This window comes from Neobacillus sp. NPDC097160, from assembly GCF_044762155.1.
Taxonomy (GTDB): Bacteria; Bacillota; Bacilli; order Bacillales; family Cytobacillaceae; genus Neobacillus.
In genome coordinates this window covers 60,124-83,480 of sequence record NZ_JBIWDU010000012.1, presented here as the reverse complement: position 1 = coordinate 83,480, position 23,357 = coordinate 60,124, and the positions used below count along the sequence as shown (strand labels likewise).

Genomic DNA, 23,357 nt, shown 5'->3' with positions numbered 1-23,357 from the left:
ATAACAAGACTCATGGAAACTACTATACTCTCATCATTATATTTCGTCCAATTAAAAATATGGAATAAACAAAGAAATTATTCATGTTTAGAACCGAAAAACGCCACCGGCCAAATTCTGGCGGCAGCGTTCATTCTATCGTTGGTAAATTTCTAACCATTTCTTTCTAAGCATTGCTTTTTCTTCATCTGATTTTTTGTAATTGTAGTTATATATTGCTCCTTCCCAGTCCCCGTACATAGGGTTAGGGAAAACGATTAGTTTTTTACCGAATTCTTCTTTATGTTTATCAACAGCTTGAACCCTTTCCGAAACCGACAGCTTATCAAAACCGCTAAAATCCCCTAAGTTGTCACCAAATAACAAGACAATTTCATGTGACTTCGCGACTTTCATCCGACGAGTTTCTTTGCCATGTTCACCTGGCTGCTGTAATAAAACATGATCTACATTCACTTGGGGGGCGCCCACATTTTGTAAATTTTTCATTGCTGCCTCTTTTTGCGCTTCGTTACGGTTGGATATGTAGTAAATCGCCACACCCTTGGAATCTGCATACTGCAAAAATTCAACCGCTCCAGGGAGCGGCTTCGCTCCGCCCCGGTTAAACCATTCACTCCAGTGGAATGGTTTTCCTTTTCCATTTAGTACATACCATGCCTGATGTGGGCTGTTATCAAGGATTGTCTCGTCAATATCAAGTACAATCGCAGGCTTTAAACGTTTATTCTTCGGCCGTTTACTCAGAATTTCATCCAATCTCAATTTCCCTAAGTTATATCCTTGATAATATAATGCCTTTGCTTCCGCAGATTTTTGAAACCAGAGAACAGACATTGTATTTTGCTCATGCAAATTTAATGTCGGACTCATTGTTTGTTCAGCGTTTACCTTTACGCTCGTAAGCGAGAGCAATAGTACCACAGTAACTAACCATCCAGATATTTTTCTCATTACTTGACGGACCTCCTTTTTTTTATATCGTTAGTATGTGAAAAAAAGATACATCCAAGCTATGTATTTGATTTGCATTTTATGGAATTAGAAAAGCGGAAGGCGCCCGGAGCTGAAAATTTTCATAGTCCAAATTTATCTTTCTTATCTCAAAAAAACAGAGGGTTCTTTTATAAGAAGCCCTCTGCTTGTTTATCATTTTAGTATACAAATTTAACCGACTCGTTTGTTCTCTGTATTTTCAACTACTGCTCTTTTATGGAAGCCCTTGAAATAATAAACAGCAACCAAGAAAACAATGAAAAGCGGTCCAATTATAACAGCAATTCTTGTATCTCCACTATAGGCCATGATCCCAATAACAAAAGCTAAAAACGCAAGTGACAGGTATGACGAGAAAGGATAAAGCGGAAGCTTATATTTTAATGTTTTCACTTCTGCCGGTTTTAAGCTCTTCCTATATTTTAACTGTGAAATAAGGATAACTCCCCATGTCCAAATCGCACCAAAAGTTGCGATACTTGATAACCAGGTAAATACTTTTGCAGGAACAATATAATTTAACACGACACCGATTAAAAGTGCTGCTGCCGATGCTAAAACTGCTTTACCAGGAACCCCGCTTTTTGATACTCTTCCAAATTGTTGTGGTGCCTCACCATGCTCTGCTAAATTAAATAGCATACGTGCTGTACTAAAAATCCCACTATTACATGAAGACAGCGCTGCAGTTAGAACGACAAAGTTAATAATTCCTGCCGCACCCTTAATACCTATTTGTTCAAATGTTAAAACAAACGGACTTCCTTTCGTACCAATTTCTTCCCAAGGGTAAATTGACATAATGACAAATAGTGCCCCTACATAAAAGATAAGAATACGCCAGAACACGGTATCAATTGCTCGGGAAAGAGATTTTTCCGGGTTTTTAACTTCCCCAGCTGTGACTCCAATCATTTCCAAGCCGAGATAAGCAAACATAACCATTTGTAATGATAATAATATTCCTTTCATTCCATGAGGGAAAAATCCGCCATTTTCCCACAAGTTGGAAATACCGGTAGCAATACCGCCATTACCAAAGCCAAAGAAAATCATGGCAGCTCCGACCGCAATCATTGCTAGGATTGTAACGATTTTAATTAAGGCAAACCAAAATTCTAATTCCCCATACGCTTTAACTGCTAAGAAGTTGATCATTGCCATAATAACTAACGCTAATAGTGCCCAAATCCAGCGCGGCACCGTGGGAAACCAATATTCCATGTAAATCCCAATAGCAGTAATTTCCGCCATACAGGTCACAATCCATAAAAACCAATAATTCCATCCGGTTATAAATCCTGCAAGTGGTCCCAAGTAATCACGGGCATATGAACTAAATGAGCCGGCTACAGGTTTCTGAATAGCCATTTCCCCAAGGGCCCTCATAATAAAAAACATAATAAGTCCTGCAACTGCATATCCAACTAAAATTCCCGGACCTGCCATTTTAATGGTTGTTGCAGAGCCTAGAAATAGTCCAACCCCAATACAAGCACCTAAAGACATTAACGCAATATGTCGTTCTTCTAAACCGCGATGAAGTTCTTTCCTCTGAGTGTTGTTACCCATATATTAATCTCCCCCTGATTAACAAACTTCTAATTTCCCATCTAGCGAACTTGCCCTTTGCTCCTCTTTCCTACTAACATGAAACAAGAAAAAATTATTATTAACTTTGTTAGGATAAAAATAATACTTTTTATAATACAGCACTTAAAATTATTTTTCACCCTCCTTTAGTTGGTGTTAGCGCTTTCAATTAAGAATAGTTCAAATTTTTATTTTTTTGAACTTAATATGAAATTATTTTAACATTATTGTGAACAATCTTTTTTTGTCAAAAAACGAGAAATTATTTTTATTTTTTTGTAAAATTAAACAAAGACAACAGTATTTTTTTTGGCTCATCTCTAAAAATGAACTAAAATAGGTCTATATATATTGTGGAGGTTATCATTTTGGATGCTAGACAACATGACCCCTTTAAAACAGCTTTTGAAAGTTTAGATGAGTTTGCCGACCTCATTAGCCAAGTATTCATGTGTCCGATTACGATTGAGGATGCAAACCATCGCCTCCTTGCCTACAGCACACATGATGAGCGGACTGATCCTGCAAGGATTTCTACCATCATTGGCCGAAGAGTGCCGGAAAAGGTAATCAATCAATTATGGAAAGAAGGAACCATTCCGGCATTACTTAAGACACGTGACCCTATTCGTGTGAAAAAAATGAATGATATTGGACTAAAATCTCGAGTAGCGATCTCTATTTGGAAGCAAGATGAAGTATTAGGGTTTATTTGGGCTATCGAAATTGATAAAAGATTAACGGATGAGGATTTTGATTTATTAAAAAAGGCTGCAGATGCAGTGAAAAATAAACTACTGCAGCTGCAAACAAGAAAAAATAAAAAGGAAGAGCATTCACAAGAATTCTTCTGGAAACTATTAACCGGCCACCTAAAAGGTGAAAAGGAAATTTATGAAAACTTCCATTCTTTGCAAATTACGCCAGCATCTTCTTTTGCGTTAGTAGTATTTCAATTTCAGCAAAATATCACAAGCAAAGAGGAGCAGTCAATATCCTATCTATTAAAAACAAGCCAAATTTTGAAAATTATGCTTTATACGATTGACTGCAATCAACTTATTCTATTGGTATCCCCAACCAATATCGATGAACCTTTTCAGCAGCTTGACCACTTTACCCGGACATTTGTTCAAAATTTGGGTGATCGATATGGTGTTAAGGATATCTCGCCTGTATACAGCAGCATTTATAAGGATTATCAAAAACTGGGCAAAGCCTATAATGAAACATTGACGGTTTTGTCGATTAAAGAAAAATTTCCTTTCGAGACAAAGGACATTTTCAATTATCAAAAACTGGGAATCTATCAGCTTTTTGAGCTTATCTTGGAAAAAAGACGTAATGATGACTATGAAAATGACTCGTTAAAACGACTCCATGAATATGACAATAAGCATAATAGTAATCTTGTTGAAACATTAGAGGTATTTTTAAATCAAGATAACAATATCAATGACGCGGCCAAAGAATTAAATGTTCATGCCAACACATTAAATTATCGTTTAAAACGAATCACTGAAATTGGCAATGTTAATTTCAAGGACCCCAACCAAAAAATGATCCTTTATCTTGATTTAAAGTTGGAAAAATATCAGGGGATTTGAACATTTTGTGAAAATCCCCAAAAAAAATAATAATTTTTCTCCTTTCTTAACAAAGAAATTCTTTGGTAATCATTTTATACTTTAGCCATAGCAAAAATATTTGAAAGTGATTGGGGAGGAATTAGCGATATGTTTATTGGGGTACCTAAAGAAATTAAAAATAATGAAAATCGTGTAGCACTTACGCCTGCTGGTGTCGTTTCATTAGTAAATGCTGGTCATAAAGTATTAGTTGAAAAAGAGGCTGGGATTGGAAGCGGTTTCACTAATGAGGATTACGCAAAAGCTGGTGCTGAGATTCTTGAAAGCGCTGACTTGGTTTGGTCTAAATCAGAAATGATTATGAAGGTGAAAGAACCACTTTCAAGTGAGTATCAATACTTCCGTCCGGGATTAATTTTATTTACCTATTTACACCTTGCGGCAGAGCCTGCCTTAGCACAAGCACTTAAAGAGAAAGGTGTTATTGCGATCGCTTATGAGACAGTTGCGGTAAACAGAACTCTTCCACTTCTTACGCCAATGAGTGAAGTTGCCGGCCGTATGGCTGCCCAAATTGGGGCACAGTTCTTGCAAAAAAATAACGGCGGCCAAGGAATCCTGCTTGCAGGTGTACCAGGAGTAAACCGCGGCAAGGTAACGATTATCGGCGGTGGCATTGTTGGTATCAACGCTGCTAAAATGGCGATTGGCTTAGGTGCTGACGTGACGATCATAGACTTGAGCGCTGACCGCCTGCGTCAGTTAGATGATATTTTCGGAAATCAAGTAAAAACTTTAATGTCCAACCCATTCAACATTGGAGAAGCTGTTGCAGAAGCTGACCTTTTAATAGGTGCTGTACTGATTCCAGGTGCTAAGGCTCCTAAGCTTGTTACAGAAGAAATGGTAAAATCAATGAAACCAGGTTCAGTTATTGTCGATGTGGCAATTGACCAAGGTGGTATTGTTGAAACTAGCGATCATGTAACAACACATGACAACCCTACATTTATTAAACATGGTGTTGTCCACTATTCTGTTGCCAATATGCCTGGTGCTGTTCCTAGAACTTCAACAATCGCCCTAACTAACGTTACGGTTCCATACGCATTGCAAATTGCCAATAAAGGGGTTTTCAAGGCCATTTCTGAAAATGCTGCTTTAAAACTTGGCGTGAATGTTGCCAATGGAGAAATTACTTACGAAGCAGTGGCAAAAGATCTTGGTTATGATTATGTAACAGTAGAAAATGCCTTAGAAAAAGAACTTGCTGCACAATAAAAGAAGCAAAATGAGGAGGTCGCCAAAGGGTAAAACCATTGGCGACCTCCTCCTATATTTATCCCGCATTCGTTTTTTTCTTCCTATGTGTTTTGGGTATTAAAATTATTTCGTTTTCTTATCTAATTCTTTCAAGGCATCAGTCAGTTGATCGTTTAAGGTCCCTATTGCATCTTTATCAAGTGTAGATGCTTCTGAACCAGCAATGGTTGGGTCTAGGTATTTTTCAATTTTTTCATAAAGGTCTTTGTTATCTTTTTTTACATCTTCTTCAAATGAAGACCATTGATCTTCTAATTTTGGACCAACTTCCTTTACTTTTGCTTGGTCGCCACTTTCAATAGCTTTTGATAACTGTTCTGTTGTAGCCAACATTTTATTTACCCCATCAGAAACTTTACTATTAGTTGAATTGCAACCTGCTAATACTAATGCACTTCCAAAACCAATTGCTAAAACCATTGTTGTTAACTTTTTCATAATCATTCCTGCTTTCAAAATTAATTGTTGTTAGCTGTAATAAGTTTTTTACTTTTAAGTTTCTTTGATAAAAGAATATACCGATTCCAATCAGCGATATTGGATTGGCTATGAAGCCAATAACTCATATATAATAACATTACTGCCGCAAAAACCCCTGTCCATCAAGGGGATTTTTTATTACCTAAGAAACCAGAAGCTAGTATTCGGAAACATTTGCACCCTCAAGTCTTTTATTCATGAAATGGCAACAAAAAAGTAGCCAATAATATAATTTGGCTACTTTCATTTATATTCTTTTATTTCATTTATTCGGTTTTGCATCAACATGATCAACATCCTGCTTCGACAAGAAAAAGGTCAGCACACCTGATAGGAGTACTCCTCCTAAAACATTTATAAATGAAGCGATTCCAACCATTTTTCACATATATCCCTTCCCACTAAAAGACTTCCCAAAATGGGAAGCCTAATATTATTTATCTTTTACTCGGAGAAGACGTAAACCATTAAGCGTTACGATAAGTGTTGCCCCCATATCAGCAAAGATCGCAATCCATAAAGTAAGCCAACCAGGAATCACTAGTAACAAAGCTAAAAGCTTAATCCCTAAAGAGAAAGTGATGTTTTGCTTGATGATAAATAGGGCTTTCCTGCTAAGTTTTAACGTAAATGGCAGTTTACCTAAATCATCTGCCATTAGAGCAATATCTGCCGTTTCAAGAGCTGTATCCGTTCCTGCTCCGCCCATGGCAATACCAACAGTTGATGCAGCTAGAGCTGGTGCATCATTTACACCGTCTCCTACCATTGCCACATGGTCATATTTATTTCTTAATTCTTTAATGAAGGTTAATTTATCTTGAGGCAATAGATCTGATTGAATATCAGAAACACCTATCTGCTGACCGATAGCATCGGCTGTCCCTTTATTATCACCCGTTAACATGATGGTTTTTTGAATACCTAACGAGTGAAGTTTCTGAATAACTGATTTGCTGTTCCCTCTAACTTCATCAGCAACGGCAATCAGTGCTAATATTTCTGATGCAGTACCAGCCACCATAACGGTTTTCCCTTTATTTTGCAGGTCATATATAGTTCTTTTTAGATTGGATGGAATCCCACCTGCTAAAATTTCATCGAATAAATTAGGACTTCCAACATAGTACATTTTATCGTTGACTCTACCTTTGATTCCTTTACCTGTAATGGAAGAGAAGTCTTCAATAGCAAGGTCTTGATAAGATAAACTTTCTTGTTCAGCCTTTTTCATGATCGCTGAAGCCAATGGATGTTGAGATCCTTTTTCTAAAGCTGCAACAATGGTAAGAATTTCATTCACATTTGTATTACCTTGAGGAAGATAATCCGTTACAACAGGAATTCCTTCAGTTAAAGTACCTGTTTTATCAAAAGCAACGGCTTTAATTGCCCCCATTTCCTCTAAATGAATTCCACCTTTTATTAAGACACCATTCCTAGCAGCATTTCCGATGGCGGTCACAATCGACACAGGAGTAGAAATAACTAAAGCACAAGGACACCCAACAACTAGGACAGCAAGCCCCTGATAAATCCATTTACTCCAATCACCATCAAATAATAGTGGAGGAATTACAGCCACTAACAACGAAACTAACATGATAACAGGCGTATAATACTTTGCAAATCGATCAACAAATGCTTGAGATGGAGCTCGTTCTGCTTGAGCTTCTTCTACTAGATGAATGATTTTTGCAATGGTGGTATCATCCACATGTTTGGTAACTTTAACTTCAAGAAGTCCTTCTTCATTTAAGGTTCCTGCGAACACTTCATCATCAATTGTTTTGGAAACAGGTACAGATTCCCCAGTAATCGCAGCTTGATTTACAGCTGATAGTCCTTTTACTACTTTCCCATCCATTGCGATTTTTTGTCCGGGTTTTACGATTAAAATATCGCCAATACGAATATCGTCAACTTCTACTGTAAATTCTTGATTACCTCTTCGTATTAAGGCTTCTTTTGGAGCAATATCCATTAAGGAACGAATCGATTGTCTTGCTTTATCCATTGAATAAGATTCTAGAACTTCACTGATGGCAAAGAGGATGACAACCGTTGCCCCTTCTCCCCATTCTCCGATTATCGCAGCTCCGATAACCGCTATCGTCATCAAGGTTCTCATATCAAATTCTAAATGGAATAAATTCTTCAAACCTGTGATAAAAAGGCGATGACCGCCTACTAATATAGAAGCCCCATAAGCTAAAACCGAAGATATACTCTCTTCCCCATTTATTTGTGCTGAAATCCATCCAATAATCAAGAAAACTAAAGATGCTATGACAGATGCATGTTTTTGTAAGAAAGGTTCCTTTTTCTCTTCAAATCTTTGTTTTTCTGGAATGACTTTTATATTTTCAAAAGTACCTGCTTTTTCCAATTCTTCTATTGAGGTTTCACCGTAAACCGTAAGTTTTGAGGCACCAAAATTTACACTTGCATTAGCAACACCATCCAGGTGTTGCACGTTCTTTTCGAACTTTGTCGCACAGCCTGCTCAGGTGAATCCCTGTACACGGTAAACGGTCTTTTCACTTGACTTTTCTAAGACGTCACTCATTTTGTTCCAACTCCTTTTGATGCGTAAAAGCAATTTGAATCAATTGCCTCACATGATCATCATCTAATGAATAAAAGACCAATTTACCTTCTTTTCTATATTTTGCTAACCCTAAATTACGAAGAAGGCGTAAATGATGTGACGCAGTTGCGGTCGTACTTCCTACAATGTTGGCTACATCACAGACACATAATTCATCTTCTTCACTTAGTGCATAAGCAATCTTAATTCTAGTGTCATCGGACAATGCTTTAAATATTTGTGAAACAGCCATTGTATTTTGCTCAAAAACTGATTCCTTAACCCGTTTCACTTTCTCTTCATCCACACAGGTTACTTCACATACATCATTATGATCCATTATTTCACCCCCTATTTAATCAAACATCTATTTGATTATAAGTATATGTTAGTTAATTACAATGTTCAAACATTTATTTGAATGTTTTGATATGAACTATGATGCCACCAACTTCAACATCCTTGCCTGTGACAGAAAAAAACGCTGAAAAAATTTCAGCGTTTTTACGTATAATTCCCTATTCTTAAATTATTTGTGCGTTTTTTATAAATATTTTCGGTGAACACCTTTCCCATCATATGAAAACAGCATTTTCCTTTCTTCAATCATGGTTTCGATATGAACCGGCCGGCCCCACAGCTGCTGGATATATGGCAGCACCTTTTCAAGATATTTTACGTCCAGTTCAACCCCCTCATACCAGTGCTTTAGGTAAAGCTCGCCATTTTTCAAGTAATCACCTTCATTAACGGTGATGTAGGGAAATCCGCCATTCACCCGCATATTTACCAGTTGGTCACGGATATGCTCCCACTCTTTATCAACAATTTTATAATCCCGTCCTTGCTTTTGGAAAAGATACATATCTTCTTTCATAACAAGATCCTTATTTAAGTAATTGCGAAGGAAAGAAATATCCGATTCTACTTCACGAACTTCAAACATTTTTTCCCGGCCTGAATTAGGCTGTACACCCCTTCGTATCATTTCTTCAGTTGGATTGTTATAGCGTTCTTCAATATCTTCAAAGATTTTAATACCTAGATAATAGGGATTGATCCCCGTCTTTGATGGCTGAACAACCCCGGCATTTAATTTGGCAAATTCAATTGATTCTCCGCTTGTTAAATCCATTTCACGTAATATACGTTGATGCCAATACGAAGCCCAGCCTTCATTCATGATTTTTGTTTCCAGCTGCGGCCAAAAGTAAAGCATTTCTTCCCGCATCATGGTCAAGATATCCCGCTGCCAATCTTCAAGCTCCCTACTGTAGGTTTCGATAAATAGTAATAAGTCTTTTTCAGGTCGAGGCGGAAATTTCTTTTTCTTCGGTTGATCGGCCGCCTTTTTGCCTTTGTCGTCCAGCTTCCAAAGGTCATCATACGGTGTTATCACATGATGTTCTAAATCTTCATCTTCCTCATCATCCCCAATAGTCCAGGAAAGCTTTGGCCTCATGAGTGATGGGTCAATATGTTCATCAATAGCCAACACAGCATCTAAAAAGGTTTCTACTTCTTTTTTACCATATTGAATTTCATATTGATGGATTCTATCTGCTGTTGCTGCCATGCTTTCGACCATATCCCGCTTTGTATTTTGGAAACGGAGGTTATTTTTAAAGAAATCACAATGTGCTAAGACGTGAGCGACAATCAGTTTATTTTGAATAAGGGTATTGGAATCAAGTAAAAAGGCGTAACATGGGTTAGAGTTTATAACGAGTTCATAAATTTTGCTTAGTCCTAAATCGTAATGCAGTTTCATTTTGTGAAATTGCTTTCCGAAACTCCAATGTGAGAATCGAGTCGGCATCCCATAGGCTCCGAAGGTATAAATAATTTCTGCAGGACAGATTTCATAACGCATCGGATAAAAATCCAAACCAAAGCCGGTTGCGATTTCAGTAATTTCATTGATGGCATATTCAAGCTGCTTGCGACCTTCTACATTCATTCGTCACTCCCCCTTTTCCTCTTACCACAATGTATGAAGGCAGGGCGGGAATGATGAAACAAGATAGCATAAACTATTTTAAACTATTTCTACTTTCCCTAAGCAGAGGGGTGTTATGTTGGATGAAAGATATTTTTTGCTTCCTCTGCAAGCATAAGTCCTACATAACGATTCCGTTTCCACTCCGTTTTAAACACAGATAAAGGAGGATTAGTTTCCCCAACAAGATAGCTAATTTCAATGGTCATGGCTGGTTTGTGATAAGAAGTGATAAACCAATCAGTAAAGCCGCCTCCCACTGCTTCTTTAGCCGGTTTTGCTAATTTATAGCCAGTTAATTTCGAGATTTTTTTTGCAATTGAATAATCTCGCCAAAGGTGCTTGCCATTTTTATAATTCCAAAAGATCTCTCTGCCTGCCGTATGATAACTCTACAGCAATGGATGGCTTTATTTCTTTAATAAAATTGGTTAAGGCCATGACCTCACTTGATTCAAGTGGTTTTTTCCCTTTGTAAAATTTATAAAACGGGTCTGCAGGTTCTTGATCAAGAGCCTCCCACCCTGCCGGATATTGCCGATTTAAATCTATTCCGAGTCCATTTGCTTTCCATCTTTCAAAATTATTCAAACACTCGTTCATAAGCATTAATCGTTTTTGATGCTCGGCTGGAAAAGGTGTAAGATCATTTTGTTGGATCGCTACACCATCCGGATTTAACATCGGCACAAACCAAATCGATACATCATTAAGGACCGTGGTGGATTTGAACCCGAATTTTCTCTCACCCTGATAGGCCTCAGCGTAAGACTCAAGCATTTTCATTAACAGTGTGCTTGTCAGCCATTCACGTCCATGATGTGAGCCAATTAAAACGATGTTCCTTTCTCCTTTTCCAAGCTTTATAGCCCATATTGGTCTCCCGAAGTGAGTAACTCCAATGGATTTCATTTCAATTTGTTTTTTATATTTTATCTGAATGTTCTTCAGATCTTGTTCAAGCAAATCATATGAATACGGTTTATTCGTTTTAACAATTTTTCCTTCTGCAGCCGTTTCAAATACAAGAAATAATAACAAAAGAGTCCATAAACATTTCTCCAATCCCCTCACTTCTTTCATTTATTCAGGAAAATGTTGAAAACAGCGTGATCAATGGATGTCCAACATTTTCTGTGAAAGTTATCTCGAGAATGTCATACAATAATCTCAACTCCTAATAAGGAGGAGAGAAAACAAATGAATAAATTGGATTACGACAGGGCGTTATACTATACGCACCGATCTGAATGGGATAATTTACTGATATTAATGGTACGAACAAAAGACCAATTCTTATCAAAAAAAATTGAACAATTCCTGCATGCCTACAATTTTGAACGAGATTACACGGTACTTGAAACAAAGCTTTACAATCTTCTTCGTTACATCGACCATGCTAACGAAATCGTTGAACCTGATGCTAATGGGATACCGATTTATAGTCTTTCCTGAAAAAACAAGTGGATACCATTTTTGTTGAGAAATTTCTTTACAACCGGGCCAAAGAATTCCACCAAAAAACGGCTTCCTAAAAGGAAGCCGTTTTTCTATTTGAGAATTGTCTAGCGGAAGCGCCTAGGCGCTTCCGCTTTTTTATGCAATCGGATAATTTTGAACAAATGGGTGTAGGACGATTTCATCAATCATCATATGTTTTGGAGCGGATGCCATATAGATAACTGCACTTGCGATGTCTTCGACCTTTAGCCAGTCTTTTTTCTCCGGAAGGCCTTGAGTTGATTCTGCAAAATAAGTATCGACCATACCGGGATTGATGGTCCCGACGCGGATTCCGTATTCTCGTACTTCCTGGGCAACCGAACCGGAAAAACCCTGTACCGCATATTTAGTTGCGGTATAGGCCGAACCATTTGGGATGGTATAGCGGGCAACATCAGAAGAAATGGTAATAATCGTTCCCGATTTTCGCTCTTTCATATGTGGAAGAACTGCCTTCGTTGCTAGGAACACCCCCTGAACATTCACCTCAAATATCTTCTTCCACTCATCAGCCGTAACTTCTTCTGTTAATTTAAAGAAACCTACCCCTGCATTATTTACAAGTACATCAACTGTACCGTAGGTTTCAATTGTCTTCCTAACGACCCTCTGCATGTCCTCATCTATTGAAACATCTGCTTGAACAGGAAGAATATTGGCATAGCCCATTTTTTTAAAATCCTCCGCAGTTCCCGACACTTGCGAAGAGCTACCGACAAGCGTTAATTTCATGCCTTGCTCAGCAAGTTTTTTGGCGATTTCCCTGCCAATTCCTCGCGATGCGCCAGTGACAATGGCAACTTGATCTTTTAACATATTTTTCTTCCCTTCATGATGTTCTGTTTCGATTGATGGTTACATATTAAATTTGCACCATTTTCACTTTTTTATCTATTAGCTCCATAAAGTCTTTTTCAATAGTTTGAAGTTTTGATTTACTTTCAGCAAGGCTTTCACTATTTACCCCAAAGTAAAATTTCACTTTTGGTTCTGTTCCTGATGGTCGTAGACATACCCATGAGCCATCTTCAAAAGTATATTTTAGGACATTTGATTTTGGTAAATCAATTTTTTCTTCTCCATTTTGCGTTACGCGGATACTTGTCAAATAATCCTCTGTTGCAACCGTATTAAAGGCCCCTAGATTTGTTAATGATTCTTTACGGAAGGATTCCAATAAGCGCTGTATCTGCTCTGCCCCTTCTTTACCTTTTAATGTTAAGGAGCGAAGACCTTCCTGATAAAAACCATATTTTTCAAATACTTGAAGCATCCCTTCATAAAGGGTCATGCCTTGCTTTTTATAATAAGCACAAACCTCTGTTGCGAGCAATGCAGCTTGTACTGCATCCTTATCGCGGGCAAAGTCCCCAATTAAATAGCCATAAGATTCCTCATAGCCAAATAGGAAAGTATGGTCACCCGTTGCTTCATATTCCTTAATCTTTTCAGCAATAAACTTGAAGCCTGTTAAAACATCAACTGTATCCAATTGAAAAGAAGAAGCAATTTTCCTTCCTATCTCAGACGTAACAATTGTTTTTAAAACAACTCCATTTTGTGGCAGGTTTCCATTTTCCTTCTTCTGAGTAAGAAGATAATCAAGTAATAATGCCCCTGTTTGGTTACCTGTGAGAACGACATATTCGCCTTCATGATTAAGCACAGCTATGCCTAAACGGTCTGCATCAGGATCGGTTGCAATTAAAAGGTCTGCCCCTATTCTTTTGCCGTCGCGGATGGCTAATTCAAAAGCAGCGTGTTCCTCGGGATTAGGGCTTTTCACTGTTGAAAATTCCGGATCCGGCAGCTCTTGTTCCTTAACAACCGTTACATTTTTATACCCTAATGCAGCAAGTGCGGCACGTACCGGCTTATTGGCGGTTCCGTGTAAAGGAGTAAAAACAATTTTAATATCTGTATCTTCCGCAAGTCCTGGATTCTCTGAAATTGTTTTTAATTTTTCAATATAGGCTTGGTCAATCTCTGAACCAATGGTTTTAATTAACCCGGAATCTCTTAACTTTTCTTCGCTATCAACCTCAATCAATAATTCATTCTCAATCGCGTTTACCTTAGTAATGACTAAGTCAGCTCCTTCAGGTGGAAGCTGGCCTCCATCAGAACCGTAAACTTTATAGCCGTTATATTCCGGTGGATTATGGCTGGCGGTTATGACAATTCCAGAAAAGGCATTTAGGTATCTTAAGGCAAAAGAGAGTTCCGGAGTCGGTCTTAGTTCATTGAAAACATAGGTTTGAATCCCTTTCGTCGCAAGTGTCTTTGCTGCCTCTAATGCGAATTCCGGAGATTTATGCCGTGAATCATATGCAATCACAACACCCCGTTGTTTTGCTTCAACACCTTGTTCTTCTATGTAAGCGGCTAAGCCTGCTGAAGCTTTACGCACGGTATAGATATTCATTCGGTTTGTCCCTACACCAATTTCACCGCGCATTCCGCCTGTTCCAAATTCTAAGTTCTTATAGAAAGACTCTTCTAATTGCTTTTCATCCTTCTTCAATTTTTCTAATTGATTTTTTAATTCTTTATCCAATCCATAAAATTCAATCCAACTACTTGCAATTACTTTCCAATCCATAAGGTGTCCCCTCCTATTTCTGCCTACTATGTATTGTTTCTAAGTTCTAAATAGTTACTCCTGCAAAAATCGCGCGAAATATACCGACAATTTTCGCAGAATCTACGTGAATGTAATCACATTCTATAATACATCAAATTTACTACCTAAAGGGTAAAAATAGAAAAAAGCCTGAAAAAAATACCAGGCTGTTTCTCCCTCTATATAATCAATTCATTATCCGCCTTTGTGTATATACTGAGCATGGTGTTTTTCAACCTTTTTGCATCAACAAATTGTTCAAATTCGAACGGAAAGAATAGTCCGAAGTCCTTTAGTGTTGAAACATTCTTGTTAAATACATCTTCGTATTGTTCATCTAGCGAGGACTCCAGAATCGATATTAACGTTTGAATGCAAGTCATTACCTGAAAGGCATCTTTTAACGTGCTAAAATCTTCAGATGTATGCAAAACTTTTAACTGCTCAAACTCACATATGTCCTCATCACTATAAAAGAGTGGAAAAATATTTGAATAAATGTACCTCACCAGTCCAATAATTTCTTCTTCTTGACTTGGTGTCGAGGCAAATACTATTTTCACTTGTAACCCACCTTTGCCATCGCTTTTTTCTGTTGAATTTTATATCATAAGAATAACATAACTGCCGAAGGATTTACGGTGGTAATTAGTGGATGACAAAAGGAGAAATTATGCTAAAAACAGTACGAATGGGCGAGTGGTTTCAAATCACAATTCCTAAAGAATGGGAAGGTAAAACAACTGATGAGATTTTCCGCCATGTATGGGAGGCACCAAAAAAGTTAACTCATCTATTCCGAATGAAGAATAAGGTTCTTATGGATGGAAGCCGGATTAATTGGAATTTGCCCCTTGCTGCTGAAGCAAAAATGCAAATCCAACTTTTTGAAGACGAGGACCTCAGGCTCATTCCGAATTTCTATGATATTGACATCCTATTTGAAGATGACCACCTTTTAGTAATCAATAAACCGCCATTTATGAACACTCATCCAAATGACCCTTTGACAGAGACAAAAACACTCCTAAATGCTGCTGCATATTATTTACAATCTAAAGGAGAACTACGGAATATTCGGCAAATTCATCGATTAGATCGGGATACATCAGGGGCTGTTCTATTTGCAAAGCATGCATTAGCGGGGGCAATTTTAGACAAAATGCTAGAAAAAAGGGAAATAAAACGAACTTATATTGCCGCAGTCCATGGATTGTTTAAACAAAAAAAAGGCACAATTCATCAACCAATCGGACGCGACCGGCACCATGCAACCAAAAGAAGGGTTTCACCAACCGGGCAAGATGCCATTACTCATTTTCAGGTGCTAAAAGAAGATAAAATAAAGCATCTTTCTTATGTGAAATGCTGGCTAGAGACAGGAAGGACTCATCAAATTAGAGTACATTTAAGTCACATAGGACATCCGATAGTGGGAGATACATTATATGGTGGACAGCCTGTGGAGAAAAGGCAGGCACTTCATGCCGCTAAACTGGAATTTATCCACCCATTTACGAAAGAAAGATTGGTATGTCACGCACCCTTTATCGGTCCATTAGATATCTTAAAGAATATAGATGTTTATTCAGTTTAACAGAGCTAATAATGGAAAAGCCTCCCGAATTTGGGAGGCTTTCTATACGCCGCTGAACAGGGCACTTCCGCTTTTAATTTAATCTGCTTTTCTAAAGGCTCGCATAATGAAGCTTAGCAGGAGAACCAGTACAGCCGCTCCAATGATTGCCGGTACTATTGCAAAATCAGCCACATGAGGCCCCCAATTACCTAAAACTGCTGTCCCAAGCCATGCGCCAACAAAACCAGCAATGATATTACCAATAATGCCACCAGGTATATTTCTTCCGACAATTAGACCTGCTAACCATCCAATAATTCCACCTACAATTAATGCCCAAATGAAACTCATTTTAGAACACTCCTTTTTAGTATTCGTTCAATCATTTATTAGCATAAATCTCAGGCAGAAGCGGAAAGTTTTTTTTCTTTCTGCCTGTACCTTTAAAGTACCCTATTTTCTTTTTTATACTCATACAAGTATAAAAATCGGACATATTAACCTACATCTTGAAAAATTATGGGTATACATAAATTATTGATTCCAGGCAAAAGTAAAAAAGTGCTTTGCTCAGAGCTGAATATTCCGAAAATTCTTATGTTAAGTTTTTGTAAAGTTTGTTAAGAATTCTATTTTAATCGACATTTTTCAAGTAAAATTATTGAGTTCATTAAACAATTATGAAAAAAAATGGAGGTAACCAAATGGCTCTCAAAAAGATTGATAAATTCTCAATATTACTTAGCAATATTTCAGCAAACCTTAAAGAAAGTGCAAATTTCTTTACCGAATATAAATTAAAAAATGTAAGTGATTTGAAAATTTTTTCAGAGAGAATGAAGGAATTAGAAACAAAGGGAGATACATATGTACATGATGTTATTAAAGAATTAAACGACGCCTTCATAACTCCTATTGAACGTGAAGATATTCTTGCTCTCGCAATGAGCATGGATGATGTCCTTGATGGACTTGAAGCTTCTGCTGCATTATTCGAGATGTATTCTATTACACAGGCAGATGAATTTATGTTGAAATTTGTCGATGCCATACAGGGCAGTGTTCATGAAATCGATAAGGCAATTGCATTACTTTCAAACAAAAAATTACCGCAAATACGTGAACATGCGATCAAAATCAAGGACTATGAATCGAATTGTGATAATATTCTGCGCCAGTCAATTAAAAACTTATTTACTATTGAAAAGGATCCCATTCGTATTATTCAATATAAGGAAATTTATGAAAATCTTGAGGATATCGCGGACTACTGTCAGACAGTAGCAAACACTTTAGAATCAATCATTATGAAAAATGCATAAGGAGCTAAAACATGAGTCTTGTTTTGATTTTAACCATATTTATTGTCATTGGTGCCCTTGCATTTGATTTCATAAATGGTTTCCATGATACTGCAAATGCAATCGCCACTTCAGTTTCAACGAAGGCACTAAAACCCCGCCAGGCCATCCTGTTGGCGGCAATCATGAATTTTGTTGGTGCCCTAACATTTACAGGTGTCGCCAAAACAGTTTCAAAAGATATTGTCGATCCATTTACATTATCAAATGGTTCGGTAGTCATTCTAGCTGCACTAATTGCAGCCATCTTTTGGAATTTGCTCACTTGGTATTACGGGATTCCAAGCAGTTCTTCGCACGCCATTATCGGCTCTATTGCAGGTGCAGCGATTGCCGCAGAAGGATTTCATGCTCTGAACTATAGTGGTTTCTTAAAAATCCTTGAAGCACTTATCCTTTCTCCAATTCTTGCATTTGTAGTAGGTTATATTGTGTATAGCATTTTTAAAGTAGCTTTTAAAAATTTTAATTTAACAAAAACGAACCGAAATTTCCGTTATATTCAAATTGCAACCGCAGCCTTGCAATCTTATTCTCACGGTACAAACGATGCGCAGAAGTCGATGGGAATCATCACCCTGGCACTTATTGCTAATAAGTACCTTAGCCCAGATGCCGGCATTCCTTTTTGGGTACAAGCTTCCTGTGCGGCAGCAATGGGCCTAGGTACCTCAATTGGCGGTTGGAAGATTATCAAAACGGTTGGCGGAAAAATTATGAAGATCCGTCCGATTAATGGTGTTGCAGCAGATTTAACCGGTGCGGCAATTATTTTTGGGGCAACATTTATCCATTTACCTGTCAGTACTACCCATGTTATTTCTTCTGGTATACTTGGTGTAGGTTCTTCACATCGCCTTAAAGGAGTAAAGTGGGATACAGCACAACGTATGCTCATTACTTGGGTGATTACACTTCCGATTACTGCACTAATTGCAGCAATTTCTTTTTTTATTTTAAATCTATTCTTTTAGTTCTTAAAACTGGATAAGTATTTCTCTGGTTTTAATCCAATAGTAAACAACCACCATTTATAAGACTGGTGGTTGTTTTTTGTTTGCTTATTTTTCTTGATTTAATTTAGTTGTCCGGAATGTTTCTGCCATTATTCCATATGACTTCTTTAATCGTTCATGAAAAATGGGATTATCCCAGCTTTTCCAGCTATATAAAAATACATCTTTTTGCTGAATCCTGCCATTTGCGGCTTTTGGCATTGTTTGTTGAACAATTCCGGCTTCTGTAGTGACGACAGCAATCCGAATTCCATTCGTTTCCACACTAGATGATAATCCCTTGTTCCACAAATCGCCCATTACTTCTTTTAAGCTTGGATCCTTAAAATTCAGCAGCTGCCATGGAATTCTTCCCTCAATCACCTTTTTATCGCCGCTGATGCTTATGTCGGTTAAGGAATCAAACTTTTTACTTGCTGGATTAGCATTCCCAAACCTAAGTACTCCTGTTTCATAATCCTGAAATGGAATCGTTGTTTTAGTCGAAGGAATCGTTAGTTGTTTGTTAAGTGCCAGCCGGATGGGATGAAACACCCCATTATCTTTTTGAGCTGCATATGACACTTCCGGAATCATGTGTAAGAGTTTTGCATACTGGTAATAGAATGAATCATAGTAACTATCGACCATAATTCTAGAATCTTTTGGCCCTGTAAGTTTGATAAAAAAATCAATTCCATAATCTGTTTGAACCTTTGTTTTATCATTTATAGCAATCATCGTTTGTCCTTGATTCCCAATTGTATCAACCAGTATGTAGCTTCCTTGATTTGGATATGTCACAGGTCTATTATATTTAAGCAGAAAATACAAATAGCCGCTGTCCGATGTGAACCGAACTTCCTTTAAAGGCTCCTGTTTATCTGTAGACTGATAGCCCTTTTTACCATCTGCCAGTTCCCAATCCGCTGCTGTACCATCCACCAAAATCCCTGATGCCCTTTTACCTGGTTCGAACCCCAGCAACCCAAAATGCTGCTCATTTGTTTGCTGATTATTCCAATAGGGCCGGCGGTCAGGGTTATCAAAATCCATCGTATTCCAAGTACGCTTAAACCATTCATCTTGCCATGTAAAAACAAGCCCGCCCGCATATCCTTCCGAGACGATCGATTGGTACAAACGGCTATCTATTTCCCCCTGCTCTTGCTCTGAATGAAATCCTTGATTCATTCCATACGGATTCTTATGCGTTAACCCCCTTGATGATGGCACACCAAATTCCGCAACTAAAACAGGCATCTGATGGACGGCACGAAATTCATGGAGGTATCCGGCATAATTATTTTTCTTTCCACTTGCATCAACATAATCAAGATATTTTTGTTCATAGTTAAGAAAATCAGGGTAGTAAGGATAAATATGATATGAAGCAAACAGACCCGCTTTAAAGGAGTTTCCGGCCTGAATATGATTCGGGTCAATCGAAACCATATCCTCCTGCTCAAGCGGTTCTGAAGGATGTTGTAGCAAATCGGTTGTTACCCAATTCGTAAAACTCATCGAATGCTGCCAGTTGTATTGTTTTGCTTCGTATGCAGCAGCGTGGTCCATCAGTCCCGCAAGCCAAACCTCAAACGGGCTGGCATCTTTCGTTTTAAAATACTCGCCATTAAATTGGGCAATTCCCGTATGTAGTTCATTCGTGTTCGTCACCATTTTCGGGTCCCATTCTGTTCCAATAATCATCCCAAGTACATACTTGGAGATATCATATTTATATACACCTGAAGCATGTCCAGGGCGCATGGGAAGATCAGCATTTCCATGAATAATATCAATCATATTTTTTATTTCAAGCTTAGCATCATCTAGATTCACCTTTGAAAATGCATCCTGGGTATGGATTAAATTCTCTTCATTTACCCATGTCCCATGGAACAGGTATAAAGGCTTTTTCGCGATTTGATTATATTCATAAAATGCTTCATAAAACTGCGGCGGGTGCAGCGTATATATCCTAATGGCGTTGGCATTCATTGCCCCAATATCCTTAAACCAGCGGAAGTACTCTTCCTTGGTAATCGCTGCTTCACCTGGATAATAACCGGGCTTCCCGATCCCCATATTTACTCCCTTAATTAAAAAATCCTGCCATTTTCCATTCTTTTGAATTTGAATATAGGTATTTCCTGTTTTACTATTTGTCTTTACCCCGTTATGTTCAACTAACTCTACTTTTTCTTGGGTTTCTACATGATTCAGTCCATGTTTTAAAATATCCTTCATCATTGGTACATACGCTTGCCAGTAAAAAGAATCTCTTGCTCCAAGTGTACTTTTCCATGTATCAAAGCCCTTTGTTTGATAAATGCCCGGCACTTCAACTTCATCAGCATAATCACCAGAAAAATAATAGGAAGAATATTTCGCATTTTGATGGTAAATGACAGCCGGAAAATCGGATGTAATCCCATATTCTTCCAATTTTCTCTTTGCATCCGTTGAAATCGGCAGATTATAAGTGACCAAAACCTCCTTCTTATCTCTTGCTTCGATAATATCAAACCAATACTGGTACTTCCCTTTTATTTCTCGAGTAAAATGTTTCTTTCCCTTACCTGTTAATTGAAGCAGGAGCCCATTATCGGTCAAATCTTCTTTTCCAATCACCACAACATAATTATTTCTGCTGACAAAGACTAAACCGTCTCCATTAAAGGCCCATTTTTGCTTTTGCTTCTGATAATTCTCCTTTACCCATTCAGGTACTTCTGAGCTATTAAGATCGGAAAAATAACGGCCGATCCACCCTGACCATTCCACATTAAGTAAAGTAGAAATTTCCGCCTTTGCAGTTTCAGATGTTGGACTTGCAAACGTATTAAATTCCGCGATTAAGGTTTTCCCTTTCGACTGAATAAGTGCTTTTTCAATTTGATTCACTTCACCGGATGTAAGGCCGCCATAAATCTTGGATGATCGATTACCTGAGGAATTCTTTTGTTGAAAGTCCTTTTTATATACTCCATATTGGTCGGTTAAATAAATCACATCATATTGTTTTATGTCCTTCGGTAAGGGGTCAATCGTATATTTCTGGTCTTTTTTCGGTTCAAATCCTATATAATCATTTTTCACAGAATAAGGCGTTGTTCCATTTTTAAAGTATTTAGCATTGTTTAAAATCCAAACCAGCCCTTTATGTTCGCGATAGGATCGATTTGGCACCGTTTTATCGACGATTAACATATTTAATTTTTTTGAAGGCTGGATTTTCCATAACCAGAAGGGGCTTGTCAAAAAAAAGATAAATAAAACAGCATAGATGATTAAGTTAATTTGTTTCTTCATTCTGATACACCTTTTCTCTTCATTTCTCCCCAGCTTTTATCCCCTCTTAGCATTTGCCACACTCCTTCGCAACGCCAAAGAACAGTCAGCGGCCTGTACCAAATGGTTTCTGTTAAAGAATATAAGAAAAGCTTGATGATATCTGAAACCTTTGGATACTTTGTTAAACTCCATTCCTCTAAAAGAACGGCTGCCATTGAAAAAATGGAACCATATAAACACGATAAAAGAAATAATAAAATGGAAAATTCAATATAAATTCCGCCAAGAAATAAACATAGAATCATAAAAATATATCCGGATAATTCAATAATCGGGCCAAAAAACTCAACAATCCAAAAGTATGGAAAAGCTAGGAGCCCAATTGAACCATACTTTGGATTTAAGGTGATTTTTTTATGAATCCATAAGCTTTCAAACAGCCCCCGATGCCAACGTCTTCTTTGTCTCCTCAAAAACTTCGTATCTTCCGGCACCTCTGTCCAACATACCGGATCCGGGACATAGACAATTTTCTTCTTCTCTCCTTTTTCCTTTAACAGCCGATGAATTCTCACCACTAATTCCATATCTTCTCCGACAGTATCAGTTCGATACCCCCCTGCAGCAATCACCCAATTCTTAGAAAAGACACCAAAGGCACCGGAGATAATCAACAAGAGGTTATGCCTGCTTAGACCGATTCTACCCATTAAAAAGGCACGTAAATACTCAATAATTTGCATGACAACTAATGGTTGATCAGATAAACCAATTTTTTGAATAATGCCATTCTGAATTTGACAGCCATTCGCAATTCGTACACTGCCTCCTGAGGCTATCACTTCCTCATTGGAATCAATAATCGGCTTCATCACTTTTAAAAACGCATCCTGTTCCAGAACTGAATCACCGTCAAGAGAGCAAAAATAGGGATAATGTGAAAAATTAAGACCAACATTTAAAGCATCCGCTTTTCCACCGTTCTCTTTATCGATCAGAAACAGATGTGCAAAAATGGCGGATTGATAAATTTTACCTAATGGTTTTGTGTTAATTTGTCTTCGAACCACTTTTGTTATTTCTTTCATTTCATAATGATCAATCATTTTATTTAGAGTATGATCAGTTGAACCATCATTCACCACAATGACTTCAAATGCAGGATAATTTACACTTAATAAGGAGCGGACACTATGGACAATCCCTGCTTCTTCATTATAAGCCGGGACAATTATCGAAACAGGTTTTGTATAGATTTCCTCGATATAATCATCATAGACCTGAACCCGATCGAGCTGGTATTCCTTGTGAAGCTGTAACATAGAAATAACCAAAATAATCGTGTAAAACATAATAACAATAACCATATAAATGGCAATGAACGAAGCAAAAGCCGTTACAATGTCTCCCCAATGAAAAAATGACATCG

At 37.7% G+C, this 23,357-nt stretch carries 20 protein-coding genes; 6 read left to right on the top strand and 14 right to left on the bottom strand.

Annotated elements, in window-relative coordinates:
• Window positions 1–135: 135 nt before the first annotated feature.
• Both ACIQXV_RS17760 and ACIQXV_RS17755 read right to left on the bottom strand, forming a co-directional pair.
• Window positions 136–954 carry a 5'-nucleotidase, lipoprotein e(P4) family gene (locus ACIQXV_RS17760; protein ID WP_402960607.1) on the bottom strand — a complete coding sequence of 273 codons (819 nt, stop codon included), beginning with the start codon at window positions 952–954 and terminating at the stop codon, window positions 136–138.
• A 213-nt stretch (window positions 955–1,167) separates the two neighbouring features.
• Window positions 1,168–2,568, bottom strand: a complete 1,401-nt coding sequence (locus tag ACIQXV_RS17755; RefSeq protein WP_402960605.1) for an amino acid permease — start codon at window positions 2,566–2,568, stop codon at window positions 1,168–1,170.
• Between the two features lie 389 nt (window positions 2,569–2,957).
• Here ACIQXV_RS17755 and ACIQXV_RS17750 point away from each other — a divergent pair, with 389 nt between their 5' ends.
• Complete coding sequence (locus ACIQXV_RS17750) at window positions 2,958–4,196, top strand: PucR family transcriptional regulator (protein ID WP_402960603.1); 1,239 nt, start codon at window positions 2,958–2,960, stop codon at window positions 4,194–4,196.
• 129 nt (window positions 4,197–4,325) lie between these two features.
• The gene (gene ald, locus ACIQXV_RS17745; RefSeq protein WP_402960601.1) at window positions 4,326–5,459 is read left to right on the top strand and encodes an alanine dehydrogenase; all 1,134 of its coding nucleotides are present in this window, start codon (window positions 4,326–4,328) and stop codon (window positions 5,457–5,459) included.
• A 105-nt stretch (window positions 5,460–5,564) separates the two neighbouring features.
• Here ald and ACIQXV_RS17740 read toward each other — a convergent pair whose 3' ends face one another.
• The 6 genes from ACIQXV_RS17740 to ACIQXV_RS17715 form a co-directional block, all read right to left on the bottom strand.
• On the bottom strand, window positions 5,565–5,939 hold the full coding sequence (locus tag ACIQXV_RS17740) for a hypothetical protein (protein WP_402960599.1): 375 nt from the start codon (window positions 5,937–5,939) through the stop codon (window positions 5,565–5,567).
• Between the two features lie 475 nt (window positions 5,940–6,414).
• Window positions 6,415–8,550, bottom strand: coding sequence for a heavy metal translocating P-type ATPase (locus ACIQXV_RS17735; protein WP_402960598.1), 2,136 nt, complete (start codon window positions 8,548–8,550; stop codon window positions 6,415–6,417).
• The gene (locus ACIQXV_RS17730; protein WP_402960596.1) at window positions 8,543–8,911 is read right to left on the bottom strand and encodes an ArsR/SmtB family transcription factor; all 369 of its coding nucleotides are present in this window, start codon (window positions 8,909–8,911) and stop codon (window positions 8,543–8,545) included. The genes ACIQXV_RS17735 and ACIQXV_RS17730 overlap by 8 nt, the downstream gene beginning before the upstream one ends.
• Window positions 8,912–9,115: 204 nt before the next feature.
• A complete protein-coding gene (locus ACIQXV_RS17725) occupies window positions 9,116–10,531 on the bottom strand; it encodes a SpoVR family protein (RefSeq protein ID WP_402960594.1) in 1,416 nt (471 codons plus the stop codon).
• A 113-nt stretch (window positions 10,532–10,644) separates the two neighbouring features.
• Window positions 10,645–10,830, bottom strand: coding sequence for a hypothetical protein (locus ACIQXV_RS17720; RefSeq protein ID WP_402960592.1), 186 nt, complete (start codon window positions 10,828–10,830; stop codon window positions 10,645–10,647).
• A 91-nt stretch (window positions 10,831–10,921) separates the two neighbouring features.
• The gene (locus tag ACIQXV_RS17715) at window positions 10,922–11,635 is read right to left on the bottom strand and encodes a M14 family zinc carboxypeptidase (protein WP_402960590.1); all 714 of its coding nucleotides are present in this window, start codon (window positions 11,633–11,635) and stop codon (window positions 10,922–10,924) included.
• A 135-nt stretch (window positions 11,636–11,770) separates the two neighbouring features.
• Here ACIQXV_RS17715 and ACIQXV_RS17710 point away from each other — a divergent pair, with 135 nt between their 5' ends.
• Complete coding sequence (locus ACIQXV_RS17710) at window positions 11,771–12,025, top strand: YhdB family protein (RefSeq protein ID WP_402960588.1); 255 nt, start codon at window positions 11,771–11,773, stop codon at window positions 12,023–12,025.
• 141 nt (window positions 12,026–12,166) lie between these two features.
• Here the strand turns inward: ACIQXV_RS17710 and ACIQXV_RS17705 are convergent, their stop codons facing one another.
• The 3 genes from ACIQXV_RS17705 to ACIQXV_RS17695 form a co-directional block, all read right to left on the bottom strand.
• On the bottom strand, window positions 12,167–12,889 hold the full coding sequence (locus ACIQXV_RS17705; RefSeq protein WP_402960586.1) for an SDR family oxidoreductase: 723 nt from the start codon (window positions 12,887–12,889) through the stop codon (window positions 12,167–12,169).
• A gap of 46 nt (window positions 12,890–12,935) precedes the next feature.
• Window positions 12,936–14,675 (bottom strand): phospho-sugar mutase, encoded by a 1,740-nt coding sequence (locus tag ACIQXV_RS17700; RefSeq protein ID WP_402960584.1) that lies wholly within the window; start codon window positions 14,673–14,675, stop codon window positions 12,936–12,938.
• A 200-nt stretch (window positions 14,676–14,875) separates the two neighbouring features.
• On the bottom strand, window positions 14,876–15,259 hold the full coding sequence (locus ACIQXV_RS17695; protein ID WP_402960582.1) for a YhcU family protein: 384 nt from the start codon (window positions 15,257–15,259) through the stop codon (window positions 14,876–14,878).
• Window positions 15,260–15,351: 92 nt separating this feature from the next.
• Here ACIQXV_RS17695 and ACIQXV_RS17690 point away from each other — a divergent pair, with 92 nt between their 5' ends.
• Window positions 15,352–16,293, top strand: a complete 942-nt coding sequence (locus tag ACIQXV_RS17690; RefSeq protein ID WP_402960580.1) for an RluA family pseudouridine synthase — start codon at window positions 15,352–15,354, stop codon at window positions 16,291–16,293.
• A gap of 78 nt (window positions 16,294–16,371) precedes the next feature.
• Here the strand turns inward: ACIQXV_RS17690 and ACIQXV_RS17685 are convergent, their stop codons facing one another.
• Window positions 16,372–16,626, bottom strand: a complete 255-nt coding sequence (locus ACIQXV_RS17685; protein ID WP_402960578.1) for a GlsB/YeaQ/YmgE family stress response membrane protein — start codon at window positions 16,624–16,626, stop codon at window positions 16,372–16,374.
• 353 nt (window positions 16,627–16,979) lie between these two features.
• On the opposite strand from ACIQXV_RS17685, the gene ACIQXV_RS17680 reads away from it, so the two are divergent.
• Window positions 16,980–17,597 carry a DUF47 domain-containing protein gene (locus ACIQXV_RS17680; protein WP_402960576.1) on the top strand — a complete coding sequence of 206 codons (618 nt, stop codon included), beginning with the start codon at window positions 16,980–16,982 and terminating at the stop codon, window positions 17,595–17,597.
• A gap of 11 nt (window positions 17,598–17,608) precedes the next feature.
• On the top strand, window positions 17,609–18,610 hold the full coding sequence (locus tag ACIQXV_RS17675; protein ID WP_402960574.1) for an inorganic phosphate transporter: 1,002 nt from the start codon (window positions 17,609–17,611) through the stop codon (window positions 18,608–18,610).
• Between the two features lie 87 nt (window positions 18,611–18,697).
• On the opposite strand, the gene ACIQXV_RS17670 is transcribed toward ACIQXV_RS17675, so the two are convergent.
• A complete protein-coding gene (locus tag ACIQXV_RS17670; protein ID WP_402960572.1) occupies window positions 18,698–21,946 on the bottom strand; it encodes a hypothetical protein in 3,249 nt (1,082 codons plus the stop codon).
• Complete coding sequence (locus ACIQXV_RS17665; protein ID WP_402960570.1) at window positions 21,943–23,355, bottom strand: glycosyltransferase family 2 protein; 1,413 nt, start codon at window positions 23,353–23,355, stop codon at window positions 21,943–21,945. Before ACIQXV_RS17665 ends, ACIQXV_RS17670 begins: the two co-directional genes overlap by 4 nt.
• Window positions 23,356–23,357 lie beyond the last annotated feature (2 nt).

What these genes read in the sequence shown, in the direction of transcription:
- ACIQXV_RS17675 (WP_402960574.1), top strand. Translation starts at nt 17,609, where the DNA reads ATGAGTCTTGTTTTGATTTTAACCATATTTATTGTCATTGGTGCCCTT.
- ACIQXV_RS17725 (WP_402960594.1), bottom strand. Translation starts at nt 10,531, where the DNA reads ATGAATGTAGAAGGTCGCAAGCAGCTTGAATATGCCATCAATGAAATT.
- ACIQXV_RS17690 (WP_402960580.1), top strand. Translation starts at nt 15,352, where the DNA reads ATGACAAAAGGAGAAATTATGCTAAAAACAGTACGAATGGGCGAGTGG.
- ACIQXV_RS17680 (WP_402960576.1), top strand. Translation starts at nt 16,980, where the DNA reads ATGGCTCTCAAAAAGATTGATAAATTCTCAATATTACTTAGCAATATT.
- ACIQXV_RS17710 (WP_402960588.1), top strand. Translation starts at nt 11,771, where the DNA reads ATGAATAAATTGGATTACGACAGGGCGTTATACTATACGCACCGATCT.
- ACIQXV_RS17700 (WP_402960584.1), bottom strand. Translation starts at nt 14,675, where the DNA reads ATGGATTGGAAAGTAATTGCAAGTAGTTGGATTGAATTTTATGGATTG.
- ACIQXV_RS17705 (WP_402960586.1), bottom strand. Translation starts at nt 12,889, where the DNA reads ATGTTAAAAGATCAAGTTGCCATTGTCACTGGCGCATCGCGAGGAATT.
- ACIQXV_RS17760 (WP_402960607.1), bottom strand. Translation starts at nt 954, where the DNA reads ATGAGAAAAATATCTGGATGGTTAGTTACTGTGGTACTATTGCTCTCG.
- ACIQXV_RS17665 (WP_402960570.1), bottom strand. Translation starts at nt 23,355, where the DNA reads ATGTCATTTTTTCATTGGGGAGACATTGTAACGGCTTTTGCTTCGTTC.
- ACIQXV_RS17740 (WP_402960599.1), bottom strand. Translation starts at nt 5,939, where the DNA reads ATGAAAAAGTTAACAACAATGGTTTTAGCAATTGGTTTTGGAAGTGCA.
- ACIQXV_RS17730 (WP_402960596.1), bottom strand. Translation starts at nt 8,911, where the DNA reads ATGGATCATAATGATGTATGTGAAGTAACCTGTGTGGATGAAGAGAAA.
- ACIQXV_RS17670 (WP_402960572.1), bottom strand. Translation starts at nt 21,946, where the DNA reads ATGAAGAAACAAATTAACTTAATCATCTATGCTGTTTTATTTATCTTT.
- ald (WP_402960601.1), top strand. Translation starts at nt 4,326, where the DNA reads ATGTTTATTGGGGTACCTAAAGAAATTAAAAATAATGAAAATCGTGTA.
- ACIQXV_RS17685 (WP_402960578.1), bottom strand. Translation starts at nt 16,626, where the DNA reads ATGAGTTTCATTTGGGCATTAATTGTAGGTGGAATTATTGGATGGTTA.
- ACIQXV_RS17755 (WP_402960605.1), bottom strand. Translation starts at nt 2,568, where the DNA reads ATGGGTAACAACACTCAGAGGAAAGAACTTCATCGCGGTTTAGAAGAA.